The organism is Bradyrhizobium sp. B124 (assembly GCF_038967635.1).
Lineage (GTDB): Bacteria > Pseudomonadota > Alphaproteobacteria > Rhizobiales > Xanthobacteraceae > Bradyrhizobium.
On sequence record NZ_CP152413.1, the window covers coordinates 1,147,378 to 1,161,757 of the forward strand.

A 14,380-nucleotide genomic window follows, 5' to 3' on the forward strand; every position below is an offset into this window, starting at 1 on the left:
CGCATACGATGAAACCGCAGCGCAAACAACCGTGCTGTTCCGCTTTCCCGCGCGATCATTGCACGCGGATCACAACGGTATCCGCTGCCCCCGTGGCGTCGATCACGGTGAGCCGCGCGAAGCCCGGCCCCGGCGGGTCGATCAGGCGCTGGCGCCGGCTGTCGATGTCCCCGGCTGAGACACCATTCACCAGCACGGTCAGCGGCAGCACCCCGCCGGCGACCTTGACCGGCATCGCCGCATGACCGCCCTCGGATTGATCGACGTCGATGCGTGAGCCGTTCAGCGGAAACTGGATGTGCGGCGCCTGGTCGTTGCCGCTGCGCACCAGTTCGCCGAGCGGCCGGAACCGGCGCAGCGGCGGCGGCAGTTTTGCGTTGGAGGCGACCAGCACGCCGCGCGGCGGCTTCGGCAACGCCGCCGGGATTTTGCCGGTGCGCGCAAAGGCGTCGAACAGGATCGGCGCCGCCGCCGTGCGCCCAACCAGGCCCGGCACCGGCGCGCCATCCGGACGGCCGACCCAGACACCGATGGTGATGCGGCCGTCGAAGCCGACCGACCAGGCATCGCGATAGCCATAGCTGGTGCCGGTCTTGAACGCGATCCGGTTGTGCACGCCGTTCTCCGGCGGCGGCGTGCCGAGCAGGACATTGCCGACTTGCCAGGCCGCCGCCTGATCCATCAGCCGCATCGTGTCGCGGCCGTCATTCGCCTGCACGATCTCGCGCAGCGGCTTGGTCGCACCGAGCCGCGCCAAGCCCGAATAGAGCTGGGCGAGATCCTGCAGCGTGATGCCGACGCCGCCGAGCCCCATCGCAAGGCCCGGCGCCTCGTCCTTCGGCAGCACGAGGTTGGTGCCGGCCTGCTTCAGCCGCGACGACAGCCGGCTCGCACCAACCCGGTCGAGCAGCGCGATCGCCGGCACGTTCAGCGACAATTGCAGCGCCTTGCGGATCGGCACCGTGCCCTGGAACGTCATGTCGAAATTTTCCGGCGCATAGGTGCCGAACCGGATCGGCCGATCCTCGATCAGGCTGTCGGGATGAACAAAGCCATCCTCGAAGGCGAGGCCATAGATGAACGGCTTCAGCGTCGAGCCCGGCGAGCGCACCGCGCGCGTCATGTCGACCTGCCCGGCCCGCCGCTCGTCGAAATAATCCGCGGAGCCGACACGCGCGAGCACGTCGCCCGTCTCGTTGTCGACCACGACGATCGCAACCGAGACGTCGGGTCCCTGCGCGATGGCGCGATCGCGCGCAAGCGCCTCCAGGTTCCGTTGCAGCGTGGCGTCCAACGTCAGCTTGATGACGGGCGCATCCTTCATCGTCGCGATCGCCTGATCGGATGAATGCGGCGCCAGGATCGGGATCTGCTTGCGCAGCTTCGGTACTGGCGTAGCCCGGGCCTGCGCGGCGTCGTCCTTCGACACCACGCCGTCCTCGACCATGCGGTCGAGCACGCGGTCGCGCGCGGCGTGGGCGGCTTCGGGGAAACGATCGAGCCGCCGCCGCTCCGGCGATTGCGGCAGCGCCACCAGCAAAGCGGCCTCGGCGAGCGAGAGCCGCTTCGGCTCCTTGCCGAAATAGGCGATCGAGGCGGCGCGCACGCCCTCGAGATTGCCGCCAAACGGCGCCAGCGCGAGATAGAGATCGAGAATCTGGTCCTTGGAGAGCTGCCGCTCCAGTTCAACCGCGCGCACCATCTGCCGCAGTTTTGCGTAGACCGAGCGCTGGTGCCGCGGCTCGATCAGCCGCGCCAGCTGCATCGTGATCGTCGAGCCGCCCGAGACGATATGGCCGCTTGTGAGCAGCTGGAATCCGGCGCGCGACAGCGCCAGCGGATCGATGCCGTGATGCGCGTAGAACCGCTTGTCCTCATAGGCGAACAACAGCTTCAGATAGCCGGGATCGACCGAACTCTTCGTGTCGACCGGCAGCCGCCAGCGCCCGTCCGCCATCGCATAGGCGCGCAACAATTTTCCGTTTCGGTCGATGACCGTGGTCGAGACCTGCCGCGCCTGCGCAAGCGGCAGCGGACCGAGCGACGCGGCCCAAGCGGCAAAGACGCCGGTGATCGCGACGACCACGACGACCATTGCGGCAACGACGCGAAGCGCTCTTCTGTTGCCGCCGTCATGCCCGGGCTTGCCCGGGAATGACGAGGCGAGCTTTGAGCGCGCGTCCTTGCTCATTCCGTGATCACTCATTTCGCCGGCTTGACCTCAACCGCACCGGTGCCGCTGCGGCCGTAGCGCGAGGGGTTGTACATGTCCTCGACATAGGCCTGCGGCAGCACGTATTTGCCGGGTGACACCGCGCGCACGACATAGGCAACCGTGAACACCGACTTGTCGTTGGCGCCCCGGTCGATCGCCGCGGTGAAACGGTCATCGCGGAACTCGGTGTTCTTCGGCTCGACACCGTCCTCGATCCACTCGAGCGTGCCGGAATCGCCCGACGACACCAGGTTCGGGTTGTCGATCTCGAGCCCGGCCGGCAGATAGTCGGCCACCATGATGTGACCGAACTCCGGCTTCGCCTCCGTCACCTTCAGGACAACCGCGAAGCGGTCATTCTGTTTCGCCTTGCTGACGTCGGCCGGCTTGCCATCGAGTGTGAAATAGCTGCGCTCGATCTTGAAGCCGTTCGAGGCCGCCGGCTCGGGCGTGACCGGCGAGCCCGACACCGAGATCACCGCTTGCACCGGTGCGTCGCCGGTATTGGTGATCTTGAGCGGCTGGCCCGTCATCTCCTCGGCCTTGTAGCTGCGATAGACCGCGGTCTTGACCGGCTGGCCGTTGATGTCGAGCGCCATCGTCTCCCTGGCGAGCGCGCGTGCCGCCAGCACCATCCACGCATTCTCCTGCGTCGAGGTATAGGGCGACAGCCCGCGTGCCGCTTCGACCCGCAGCACGGCCTGGGTCAGCGTCGTGCGGGGCGCATTGCCCTCGCCTGCGAGCGAAACCAGCGCCGCCGCATCGCGCAGCGCCGAGCCGTAATCGACCCGGCCGAACTCGATCACCGGTTTGGGGTTCAGCGCATCGAGCGCGGCACCATAGACCCGCTCCGCCCGCGCCTTGTCGCCGACCAGTGCTAGCGCCGCGGCAAGCTGCGCCTTGGAGATCGGCGTCGCCAGATTGTTCAGCTTGGTGTCGGCGAGATAGCGCAGGTCGCCGATCGGCGCGGCGCCGTTGCGCGCGAGCACGTAGAGCCCGTAGGCCAGATCGCGGCCGCCGTCCTTCTCCGGCTCGTTGGCATTGACCACCGAATTCCTGACGCGGTCGAGTGCGTTCTTGAACAGCACGTCCGGCACCGCAAAGCCCTTTTCACGGGCCCGGGTCAGGAAGTCGGTGACGTAGGCGTCGAGCCAGGCGTCGTCGCCGCCTGCCGACCACAGGCCGAACGAGCCATTTGATCCTTGTCGCGCCAGCAGTCGCTCGATCGCATCGCGGATGCGCTGGTCGACCGCGGTGTCCATCGCAAGATGGGCGCCGGCGGCGAGATCGTTGACATAGAGCAGCGGCAACGCGCGGCTGGTGATCTGCTCGGAGCAACCATAAGGGTAGCGGTCGAGCGCCTTCAGAATGCTCGCCGCATCGAGCGCGGTCGACAGGCTCGCCGAGACCGAGACGCTGCCGGTGCCCGACACCAGATCGGAGAACATGTCGGAGGTCAGCGTCAGGCTCTCTCCCTTCGCCAGCGTGCGGATCGAGCGGCGCGCCAGCACCTGGGTCGCCGGCTTGACGTCGAGCGCATAGTGCCGCGCCAACGTCATCCCGTTCGGCCCGGAAATGTCGACGTCGAAATCGGCACGACCCGCGCCGCCGGCCTTGAGGCCGAGCGACAGCGAGGTGCGCTGCTTCGCGGCGAGCTTCACCGTCGTGGTCGGATTGCCCGAAGCCTTGATCGGGCCGCTCGCCTTGACGCTGACGGCATAATCGCCGGCGGCACCTTCGACATTGTCGATATCCATGCTGATGGTGCCCTTGTCACCGGTCAGCAGGAAACGCGGCAATGTCGCCGTCACCACCACGGGATCGCGCACGATCACATCAACATTGGCACGGCCGAGCTTGGTGGCACTCCACGCCACCGCCATCACCCGCGCCGTGCCGGCGAATTCGGGGATGTCGAAGCTCACCTCGGCAGTGCCGTCGGGGCCGACCGTGACGATACCGGAATAGAGCGCGAGCGGCTTCTGCGTCGGCGGCGAGCCTTGCAGCTCGGCGCCGGCTGCGTCACCGCCGCTGCGGATCTGGCCCTGGGTGCCCTGCATGCCGTCGATCAGCTGGCCATAGAGGTCGCGGATCTCGGCAGTCAGGCGGCGCTGGCCGAGATAATAGTCATCCGGCGCCGGCGGCTTGTAATTGGTCAGGTTGAGAATGCCGACATCGACCGCAGCCAGCACCACCTTGGCGTCTTCGCCGGGATTGAGCCCGCCGAGCTTGACCGGGATCTTCAGCGTCGTGCCCGGCCGCACCAATGCGGGCGGCGACAGCGCGACGGCCAGCGTGCGCGTCTTCTTGTCGATGCCGAACCATTTCAGCCCGATCGCGCGGCCCGGCATGCGCCCGGCGGCGGCATCGAGCGGGCGGCGCAGCGTCGTCATCACGTAGGCACCGGTGCCCCAGTCCTTGCCGACCGGAAGCTTGACCTGCTGGGTGCCCTCCTTGACGTCGACGCTTCGGGTCGTCAACAGGCGGTCGCCCAGCACGTAGACCGTGAGCTTGCCTGATGTGCGCGCGTTGACCGACACGGTCATGGTGTCGCCGGACTGGTATTCCGGCTTGTCGATCGAGGTTTCGAGCAGATCGGGCGTGTCGGCGCTGCCGTCGGAATACCAACCGACATCGAACTGCACCGAGGTCACCGGACCGTCTGCATCGGTCGATTTCACATCAAGCCGGTAGCGGCCGGGCTGCGGCTGGAAGGTCAGGCGCATCGGCTTGTCGGCCGCGAGGTTGACGTCGCCGTCGGCGACGCGGCGGGTCGATTTGACCGGTTCATACTGCCAGGACGAATTCTGCCGGTACCATTGGTAACGCGACTCCAGCTTCAACAGCTCGTAGCGCAGCCCGTTGCGCGACAGCTGCTTGCCGTCGGGCGCGACGAACACGACGTCGAACTCGGCCTTGTCACCCTCGGCCACGCTCTTGTCGCCGAACAGCGGCTTGACGCCGATCAGCGAGGCCGCAGGCGCTACCGGCAGCACGATCTTGCGCTCGACCGAACGGCCGCCGGTCTCCGCCATACGGATGAAGATCTGGGCCTCCTGCGGCCGGGTCGAGGCCGGGACCTTGTCGAGCTTGACCGGGAAGCTCGCCGCGCCGTTGGCATCGGCCTCCGGCAGGTCCTCGATCGGGGTCCGCTCGTTGCTCGCGGTCTGCTCGTCGTCGACGCCGAACTGGTAGCCGGCATAGCCGGGCCGGCCGGCTGCGCTAGGTGCGACCAGCATGTCGCCTTCGAGCTGCAAGCCCGAGGCCGGCGCGCCATAGAGAAAGTGGCCGGAAACCTGAAGTTCCACTGGAACTTCAGCTTTGATCACCTTCTCCTTGCTGGTCAGGTCGAATTCGATCCGCTCGGGGATGTAGTCCTCGACCATGAAGGTGGTCTCGCCGACCGACGAGCCCTTGGGATCGGTAAAGACACGCGCCCGCCAGGTCCCCGTAGGCACCGCGGAGTTCAGCGCCACCGCCAGCATGCGGCCGCCGGCGCCCTGGTCGGGCAGCACGGTGCGGCGGAATTCGACGCCGTCGGGCCGCTCGATCACCATGGTCAGCGGCGTCCCGGTCAGGGCGTTGCCCTGTCCGTCGCGCAGCAGCGCGGTCAAATAGACGGTCTCGTTGGAGCGATATACGCCGCGCTCGGCGTAGACGAAGGCGTCCGCACCGGCCGGGATCGCCCGCCCTGCGACGCCGCGGTCGGTGAGGTCGAAGGCGTTGGTCTTCAGGCTGAGGAAGGCGTAGTCGGCCTTCTCGCCCGTCACCGTCAGCAGCGCCGGCGACAATCCGCCCTCGCCGCGCGCCAGCCCCTGCTCGAACAGCACATGGCCCGCTGCATCGGTCTTGCGGGTGGCCAGGATCTCGTTGTTGCGGGCGACCAGCTTTACCTCGGCATTGGCGACCGGTTCGGTGGAGGCCAGCGAATTGACGAAGACGTGGATACCGTCGTTGCCGGAGAACGCCGACAGGCCCATGTCGGAAACGATGAACCATTGCGTCGCCAGCGTGCCGTCGTCGTCACTGCCCGGCCCCTTGGCCGCAGCGGTCATGACGTAGACACCCGGCTGCAGGTCGCCGAGCGCCTGGTCGACCGGAAATGCGGTGACGACGTCCTGGTTCAGCGTGGTGGCGGTGGCAAGCTCGCCGGACCATACCTTGACGCCGCGCTGGTCGCCGAGATCGGAGAGCTGATAGCGGCTCAGCGTGCTCTGGAAGTCAGAATCGATCACGGTGTTGATCAAGTTGCGGTCGCCGATCCGGAACACGTTGACCGTGACCGCCGGCGTGTTGACGCTGACAACCGGGATACCGTGCTGCCCGGTCCGCGGCAGCACATAGGCGCGCCCGGTGAACCGCACGAACGGCTTGCGGTCGCGGACATAGATGTTGAACTCGGCCGATTTCGGCAGGGTCTCCTTGACAGTCGACGGCAGGCCGGCGCGCAGATTGATGTTGTAGCGCTCGCCGTGCTTCAGACCGTCGACGCAGAGCTGCTGGCCTTCCGCCGACAAGGCCGGCTTGTCGGTGCCGGCCAGTGCGAGATACGGCGCGAAGTCGACGCGCTTGGCGAGCTCCTCGGAGAACTGGAAGCAGGCCCGCGGCGAGGCGGCGTCGGAATCAACGGTATAATCGAGCAGCCGGAAGCCGTGCTCGTCGCGCATCTTCTCATACTGGCCGCGCACATCGGCCACCTCGCGCAGGTCGAGCGACAACCGAAGCGCGTCGAGCGCCGGACGCCACAGCTTGCGCTCGGCGAACGCCTTGCCCAGCACGGCCAGCGAATCCGCCTCCTCGCCCGCATTGCCGGCACGCTGATAGGCGATGTAGGCGGCGGTGGAGGCGCGCTCCATCAGAAAGGTCTGTTCGCTGGAGCTGGCCGAGCGGATCTGGAAGACGGTTTTGGCAAGCCGTAGCCAGTTGGCGCCGTCCTCGGGCGCGGTTGCCGCGATCTGGCCGAGGATCGTGAGCCCGCCGCGGAAATCATTGCGCTTGAAGGCTGCGTCCGCGTCGGTGCGCAAGGTCGCGGCCGACTTGTTGACCGCGCCCGCCTCGCTCTTGATCTGGGCCTCCAATTTGATCGCGGAATCCGCGAGATCGTCGCGCTTGAAGGCCTTGTCCGCAGCCTGGGCGCTCACCAGGCCGAGCGCCAGCGTGGCGCAAAGTGCGGCCGCACGAACCAATCCGATCATGATGGAGCTCCTGAACGCCCCGCGGTCGAACGCCGCGTTGGGGCTAAAAAATGCGCGAAAAGGTGACGGAGTGAAGGCGCCGACATGAACGGACGAAAACGTCGCAGATCGCATTGCCGACATTCCTTCGACCGGCCCCCGGCGGCAGCGTCATGCCGGCTCGGCAGGCTGGTCTGACCAACACAGGGCGGGACCCCCTGCTCGCCTTTGTCGTCCGACCACAAAAATCGGTTCGGACGGACTTGGCGGAAAGGCGGATTTTTCATATTGCGGATGCTACAAGGCGGCCACGGTCCCGTAGCTCAACTGGATAGAGTAGCGGATTTCTACTCCGCGGGTTGCAGGTTCGAATCCTGCCGGGATCGCCAGTTTTCAGCGCCCGAAATTCCTTATATTTCAAAGGCCTTTAGCTGGTTTGCAACGCAAAGCAAATTCACGCTTTGTGCAGAACAGATGCCGCTCAATGCAGCTGTTTGTCGCCGAATGCTGCACCAAATCCCCGGATCTATTCCGCACAGCGAATCGATCGTTTGATATTGAACGACCCAATGACAAAAAGGCTCATTTACTGAGGAGCTTGAAAAAACCTTTCGAGAAGGAGTGAAGCGGGTCGGACCGGCGCTCGAGTTTGGCGCGCAGGACCGCGCCCTCCCAGCCGATCCAGAAGAATTCGGCAAGCCAATCGCAATCGTGGCTGGAAGAGATCGCACCCATGGTTTGAGCAGACCTCAAGCACTTGGCTGTGCGCTGCTGCCAGTCGATGAACACAGCGAATAGTTGCTGACGAAAAGATTGTGGAAGTGCGCCCATCTCCTGGCCAAGATTGCCGACCAAACAGCCGCGCGTATAACGGAAGCGCCTCATGGCAAACGCAGCATCGTCGGTAAAACCCCTAAGCCTCTCCAGCGGGGGTTGTTGCTCGTTCAGGAAGAAGCTGTCGAGCTTCCGCGAAAAATAGCCAGCGTAGCTGTCGATCAGTTCCGCTCCAAATGCTTCCTTGCTCGGAAAGTAGTGGTAGAACGAACCCTTCGGCACGTCGACGCTACGCAAGACTTCCTCGATTCCCGTCGCGGAATAGCCCTTCTCCGTCAGCATGACGACACCTGCACGGACCAGCGCGTCACGAGTAGCACTATAGCCGGCGAGTTCTTTCGGCGGGCGCCCGCGGCGGCGGAGAGGCAACGTCTTGCTCATAAAAAGTCTAATAGACCGGTCGTCTAGGCGAAGCAACCGCCAGATGGGAGATCTGTTTTAGCCCCGGAAACGGACATCTTCGCCCGCTCAGGTTCGAAAGTGCCACTAACAATCGTCATGCTCGTCGAGATTGCGCACGTGATCCGGGCGTCCCTCAGCGTGGCGCGTCATTCGCAGGAGCGGACGCGAACAGTTTGCTCGACGCGGCTTCCTGAACGATCACCGCCGCATCTTCCGGCAGCACGAAGCCTCGCGCCACGAGGTCCAGCGCGGCGATCCGGATCCGGTTCACATAATCGTCGCGGCCGTGGTAGCGCTCCTCGATCGACGGGCGGGCGTCGCCCGTGCGTTCCCGTTCGGCTTTCGTCGCTGCGAACGGCGAGAAGGTCCCAATCAGCATGCAGGTGAATGTCTGCGGTTGGTTCTGTCCGCCATTGGTGCCGGTCGGCACCGCGACATCCGGCAGCCGCACTCCGCCGAGCGCGTTGCCGTCCTGATCGCGCTTCGGCACCTGGATCACGGCAGCGGAAAGCGCGGTCGGTGCGCGCAGCGCGGGCGGATCGCCGCTCACGGTATCGAGCGGCATCAGTTCGCTGGCGGGCGGCTCGGCGTTGCGGCTCACCCAGTCATCGAGATGCAGCAACAAGGCCCGCGACAAGGGAGCCCAATCGAGACGGCCGGGCGATTGCGTGCACGTGGGCGCCTTTGGAACCACCACATGCGAGCCGCCGGCGACATCGTACATCCGCACATTGGCAGGGAGCGGCTGGTCCGCGGTACCGGACGCGCCGGTGCGGCCGAGCGATGCGCGCAGCGAGTAGTAATCCGTGGTCGAGTTGACCAGCATCATCTTCGGCGGCACCTCGCCGCGCGCCGCGACCTTGGCGGTGATCTCGCCGATCGTGAGCGGCCCATCATTCACGCCGGGAAAGTCCGGATTGGCGAAGGTGGGAGCTCCCTCGCCGCTCGACATTGGTCCAAGGCCCGTCTGAAGGATCGGAAGAAGACCAGCAGCCGAGACGAACACATGCATGCCGTCGAATACGCGCCGGTTACCCACCATGTTGAAGCCGTTCAAGAGAAAGGTCTTCAGGAAGCGTCCGTCCTGGGATTTGCCGCTCGCGAGCACGCGGCTGATAGCGCCCTTGAGCGGGTTCGGCGTTGCTCCGGCGTCAGTGGCTGCGTGCGCGAGGAAATCCGCGGCATCGCGCACGATCGCAAAGCCTACCCCCTCGACGTAGCGCGTCTTGCCGTCGCTGTCGGCGAACGAAGGTAGCTCCGCGCCCTGTCCGAGTTCCCAATGCACCTCGGCGATCGCAAAACCGTGGTCCTGGAGAAAGCCGGTGCCCTGCTCCAGCGTACCGGAGAGAAACGGCGCGTCGCGCGGCGAGTTGTAGAGCGCCTCGGCGTAGACGCGACCGCGGTTGGGCACATCCACCAGCAATGCGCCGTTGCCGTCGGGCAGAGCCGCCGGCATCATGAGAATGATCTTTGCCGCGTAGTCGACGCGCCCGCGTTCATTGCGCGCCGCCTTGTCGATGCCCGGAATGGCCTCTTGCGGCGCCAGGTCGCCATGGATCATGCCCTGCCAGATCACATAGTCGCCGGTGCGAAACGTACCGTACGGCTGCTTCGAGGTGAATTCGATTTTGGTGACTTCCGCGGACGCAGATCGCGTCACAGCGATGATGCCGAGCAGGCAGAGCAGAAACGACACGATGAGCCTGTTCAGGTGCAACATTGGAATCCTCCCGGCTTGATCGCCATCACGTTCTTGGTGTCGCCGTTGTCCAGATATCGTCACAGGGGGAGACATCATGGAAACGGACATGGACCGGCAATTTCTCACCGGTCCATCGCCTGTGGCGCAGAGCTTCTCACTCCATCCAGTAGTCGATGTCGGTCTGATTGGCATTGACGCCGGCCTTCGGCTCGGACGGCCCATGGCTGCTAATGATGCCACGAATCCTGGCGAGGTTACCTGTGCCTCCCGTAATGACGCCCGATGTCATGTTTGTAAGCTTCCCGTCTCCACTGCTTTGGGCGACCAGAGATGTCCTGACAAAAAACTTGTCGCCATTCTCCAGTATCCAGACGTTGTAGATGAGGGCCGGACCATTGTTATCGATGTAGTCCGACATGCCGCGCGTCCACTGCTCTTTCAACCTCGACCCGTTGATGAGGGGGGCATCGTTCCCATAGATCCGCCGAATTTCGAAGAGCCGAGCTTGATGTCCCGGAATATCGCCAACATCGATGACATGTTGTTGGGTGTATGTCGTCTGAGTTGCCGGGGTATCATAGCTGACATGGTGCTTCTGCTGGGCCATGGCCACCGGAGCGGTCAGAGCCATTGCGAGAGCGATCGTCATTCCAAGCGCGATCTTGCGAACCATACGTGACCTCTCATGTTGGAAACCAGCCGACCGCGAAGGAGTCGGCAGACGTTGTCTATTGAAAATGTCCCGATCAATCCGTCAGCGCTCGGCAGCGACCGAACTCCGCCAAAGCCGATATCACTGCATTTCACCGAGACCCATTAAATTAGACCGATCGTCTAGTACTTGGCCGCGAGCGATTTCGCTAATCACCCTTTTTTGACGACGCTTTATCGGGACACGTTTCCTGCCGCGAAAGCAGCGTCTCGATGCCCGACGTCAACGACGAAGGCGAGCGCCACGCACGGATCAGGTATCAGGACGTCTACGGCGCCTGACCTGCGGACGCGCGAGCTGCAGCGAGAGCGACGCGCCCCGCGAGCGTGACCGGGCATGGGCAGCGCACCAGGCGCGGCAGCTCAATGCCGATTGCGAGGAGGAGATCGCGCGGCGGCGCGGCGCCCGATCCCCGGAAAAATCACCGGACCGCACGGACGATGCGCGCTAACGATCTGAGGTATCGCGACACTCGCCGCGCCGCCCGGTTTGTTTCTGCTCCGCGGGTTGCAGGTTCGAATCCTGCCGGGATCGCCACCCCACTCCCCTTCGATGAAGCCATTTTCCGGACGCCGTGAAGCCGGCCGGAAACAAAGGCGGGATAGCGTCCCGTCATTGCACCAAAAGGGGATTCGGTCATGTGGGATTTCATCAACGAATTGTATCGGGATTTCTGCCTGGCTCGCCCGCAGGAGATGCGAAAACTTGAGCATCATATCTGAACGGGCGCGGAGCATGGACAACGATCAGCCCTTGGCCGGCGCCATCCTGACGGCGGTGGTGATTGCGGCGGTGGTCTGGGTGACAATCGGACCTCCGCCGGGGCAGAAGACGGTCAGCAGCCGACCCCAGACTGTCGCGAGACGCTGACGCCCGTATGAATACGGGTTGCTCGAACCTTGGCACCGGTCTCGCAGACAGAACATGACTGGGATTGCGGGCCCAGATTGAAACAGGGCGCCGCCGGGACAATTCATTTCGAGCCCGGCGGCGTAGTTTCGTTGGCCGTACCAATTCTAAGGATCCCTTAACCACCAGCGAAGGCCGCGCGCGAGAGCGTGGACCGATTGCGCGTTCGTTCGCGTTGTACAGCACCATGCGTACAACGGGTCATTGGGTCATCGTTGCGGTGTGGGGCGCGGCCGTTCTCGCCACGCCCATCGCAACCGCCGAGGCACAACAGGTGCAGGCCGGAACGCTCGCGTGTCGTGGCGGCCCCGATACCGGTTTCATCCTGGGCGCGGTGACCAATCTCGATTGCGTGCTGCACGCCGACAGCGCACCGGACAGCCGTTACGTCGCAGCCATTCCCAACCTCGGCATTTTCATCGGCGACGAGGAAGTCGCACTGACCTGGAAGGTGATGGCGCCAGTGCCGTGGCTCGGGCTCGGCCAACTCGCCGGCAGTTACACCCACGAAAGCGGCGCGCGTGACAACGTCCTCACCGGCGGCACGAATACTCCGATCACGCTGCATCCGTTGAGCGAGGATGCTTTCTCTAGTCCGCCGGTCAAAATCGAGAGCCTGGAAATTCGGCCGATGGATCGCTGATCCCTGATCGAAGCCGCGTACCGGCGGCCGAAATGCACAACGCCGCCCGCTTGAAATATACGCGGACGGCGCTGCTCCTAGCCCCAGGAAGGTGATGCAAAATCCTGACAGCTCCAACTCTGCACGTTCTGTGCCAACGATCATGGCCCATATGGGCTATTTGGCTGCAGAGAAACGAAGCTAGGTTAAGCACCGAGGCACTGGTGACGGTGCCTCACGACCAAAGTGTCAACTTGGCCTCAGCGTGGCCCACGCGCTGAGGCCTTTCTTTTGATGTTCACGATCTGCTCTGAAATCGCGTCTCGTTCTTTATCATCCAGCGCACGAAATGATTCCGTAGTTCTCCGTGCGTGAACAAAGTTCCGGCTGCCTGAGCGACCGGACGCTCTCTGTTCGTGAGGCTGCAGGTTGCCGCGATTGCCGACAATTCGCTTCGTGATTTCTTAATTCAGAATTACTTCCTCAAGAGGATCGTGAGCGCTCGCGCCGTTCGTCGATATTTTGGGATCGATATGGAAGACTCCGTCCAGATCCGTTGCACACGCTGCAAGAACGTCTTTCGTGATCGCGCCAAGCGGCTGCAGAACGGTTACTCGCGCCAGTGCCCGAGCTGCGAGATCGTCCTCTTCTTCGACGAGGACTCGCACGATCCAAATATCAAGCGAGCGATGCGAACCGCGCGGCGCGCGCGGAAGGAACTGCGTGAGAGCGAGGACGTGAGCACGCGAAGGGCCGCGGGCGTTCCCCGGCAGTACAGCGGCCGCTCGGCATCGAACTCGCGGGGAACTGACGAAGCTGACGACGATTGAGTTTGGGGCTGCTGGCTGCTCGACTAACCGCCCAGGCCCACATAGGACGAGGCACGGTCGAGCCATTGCCGCGTCGACTCGTCACTCCAGCCGGGAACGGCGAAGCGCGCCGCCGGCGCTGGTGCCGCGGGCGAACGAACGGTCGCCGGTTGGCGTGTGTGGGAGTGACGCCGTGTTGCGGCGTTCGCAGACACGCACAGGATGACCAACAGGCCAAGTGCCAAGACACAACGCATCGCATTTGCTCCTGACGACCATCGCGACCGTGCCGGGAGAATGATCACCTCGCCTGTTTGCTCGGCCGGTGCGCCATTCCTAGATCGACCCCGCCGGCTTTCAATTCTTCCAGCATCTGGTCGATCCGCTTGCGCTTGGTGGCAGCGCGCACGCTGCGCTCGATCCGTCCCTCGATCTCGCTGGCAGCGCCAGGCTGCCAGACCCTCGCTTTACCGATCACGTCGCCTCCAGTGGCCGGATCAGGACCGCTGCTTTGCCTCGACGTAGCGCTTGAAATTATCCAGGATCGCCTGCCAGCCGCCGCGCTGCTGCTCGACCGAATGGGTATCCTCGCCGTCGAAGCTGACCTGCAGCTTGACGCCGCCCGCCTCGGGCGTGAACGCAACCTGCGCGGTGCGGTCGCCGAACGCATATTCCAGCAGCCGGGGTGCCTCGACCTTGGTGTAAGTGCCGGCGAAATCGAACCCCATGCTGCCGTCCTTGGCTTCCATCCGCGACGAGAATGCGCCACCGGCGCGCAGGTCCACGGTCGCAGCAGTGGTGTGCCAATCGTCGGAGGCCGCATTCCACTGCTTGATGTCGTCGGGCGTGGTGTAGGCGCGCCAGACATCTGCGATCGGTGCGGCAACGGTCGTTTCGACGGCAATCTTCATATGCGTTCCTTCGTCGTTCCTAAATGAAGCGGATGCGCCCACGGCGCCCGCCCCGGGGCGCCTGACCGCGGACACTCTACTAGGGCTATT

General features: G+C 64.3%; 9 protein-coding genes and 1 tRNA gene. 3 read left to right on the plus strand and 7 right to left on the minus strand.

Going from position 1 to position 14,380, the window contains the following annotated elements; genetic code table 11:
- Positions 1–55: 55 nt before the first annotated feature.
- Together pbpC and AAFG13_RS05260 are read right to left on the minus strand one after the other, a co-directional pair.
- Complete coding sequence (gene pbpC / locus AAFG13_RS05255) at positions 56–2,191, minus strand: penicillin-binding protein 1C (protein ID WP_342711337.1); 2,136 nt, start codon at positions 2,189–2,191, stop codon at positions 56–58.
- A gap of 11 nt (positions 2,192–2,202) precedes the next feature.
- Positions 2,203–7,410, minus strand: coding sequence for an alpha-2-macroglobulin (locus AAFG13_RS05260; RefSeq protein ID WP_342711338.1), 5,208 nt, complete (start codon positions 7,408–7,410; stop codon positions 2,203–2,205).
- Positions 7,411–7,701: 291 nt separating this feature from the next.
- On the opposite strand from AAFG13_RS05260, the gene AAFG13_RS05265 reads away from it, so the two are divergent.
- A tRNA-Arg gene (locus AAFG13_RS05265) sits at positions 7,702–7,778 on the plus strand.
- Between the two features lie 193 nt (positions 7,779–7,971).
- Here the strand turns inward: AAFG13_RS05265 and AAFG13_RS05270 are convergent.
- From AAFG13_RS05270 to AAFG13_RS05280, 3 genes are all read right to left on the minus strand, one after another.
- Complete coding sequence (locus tag AAFG13_RS05270) at positions 7,972–8,604, minus strand: TetR/AcrR family transcriptional regulator (protein ID WP_342711339.1); 633 nt, start codon at positions 8,602–8,604, stop codon at positions 7,972–7,974.
- Between the two features lie 154 nt (positions 8,605–8,758).
- On the minus strand, positions 8,759–10,345 hold the full coding sequence (locus AAFG13_RS05275; protein WP_342711340.1) for an alpha/beta hydrolase domain-containing protein: 1,587 nt from the start codon (positions 10,343–10,345) through the stop codon (positions 8,759–8,761).
- A gap of 136 nt (positions 10,346–10,481) precedes the next feature.
- Complete coding sequence (locus AAFG13_RS05280; protein WP_342711341.1) at positions 10,482–11,000, minus strand: hypothetical protein; 519 nt, start codon at positions 10,998–11,000, stop codon at positions 10,482–10,484.
- Between the two features lie 1,123 nt (positions 11,001–12,123).
- On the opposite strand from AAFG13_RS05280, the gene AAFG13_RS05285 reads away from it, so the two are divergent.
- Together AAFG13_RS05285 and AAFG13_RS05290 are read left to right on the plus strand one after the other, a co-directional pair.
- A complete protein-coding gene (locus AAFG13_RS05285) occupies positions 12,124–12,591 on the plus strand; it encodes a DUF992 domain-containing protein (RefSeq protein WP_342711342.1) in 468 nt (155 codons plus the stop codon).
- Between the two features lie 395 nt (positions 12,592–12,986).
- Positions 12,987–13,400, plus strand: a complete 414-nt coding sequence (locus AAFG13_RS05290) for a hypothetical protein (protein ID WP_342711343.1) — start codon at positions 12,987–12,989, stop codon at positions 13,398–13,400.
- A 280-nt stretch (positions 13,401–13,680) separates the two neighbouring features.
- Here AAFG13_RS05290 and AAFG13_RS05295 read toward each other — a convergent pair whose 3' ends face one another.
- Both AAFG13_RS05295 and AAFG13_RS05300 read right to left on the minus strand, forming a co-directional pair.
- Positions 13,681–13,857, minus strand: a complete 177-nt coding sequence (locus AAFG13_RS05295; RefSeq protein ID WP_342711344.1) for a hypothetical protein — start codon at positions 13,855–13,857, stop codon at positions 13,681–13,683.
- A 19-nt stretch (positions 13,858–13,876) separates the two neighbouring features.
- Positions 13,877–14,290: an SRPBCC family protein gene (locus AAFG13_RS05300; protein WP_092114531.1), complete on the minus strand. Its 414-nt coding sequence runs from the start codon at positions 14,288–14,290 to the stop codon at positions 13,877–13,879.
- Positions 14,291–14,380 lie beyond the last annotated feature (90 nt).

Bases quoted from the DNA above. Each gene is read 5' to 3' on its own strand.
- AAFG13_RS05260 (WP_342711338.1), bottom strand. From the start codon at position 7,410: ATGATCGGATTGGTTCGTGCGGCCGCACTTTGCGCCACGCTGGCGCTC.
- pbpC (WP_342711337.1), bottom strand. From the start codon at position 2,191: ATGAGCAAGGACGCGCGCTCAAAGCTCGCCTCGTCATTCCCGGGCAAG.
- AAFG13_RS05270 (WP_342711339.1), bottom strand. From the start codon at position 8,604: ATGAGCAAGACGTTGCCTCTCCGCCGCCGCGGGCGCCCGCCGAAAGAA.
- AAFG13_RS05275 (WP_342711340.1), bottom strand. From the start codon at position 10,345: ATGTTGCACCTGAACAGGCTCATCGTGTCGTTTCTGCTCTGCCTGCTC.
- AAFG13_RS05300 (WP_092114531.1), bottom strand. From the start codon at position 14,290: ATGAAGATTGCCGTCGAAACGACCGTTGCCGCACCGATCGCAGATGTC.
- AAFG13_RS05280 (WP_342711341.1), bottom strand. From the start codon at position 11,000: ATGGTTCGCAAGATCGCGCTTGGAATGACGATCGCTCTCGCAATGGCT.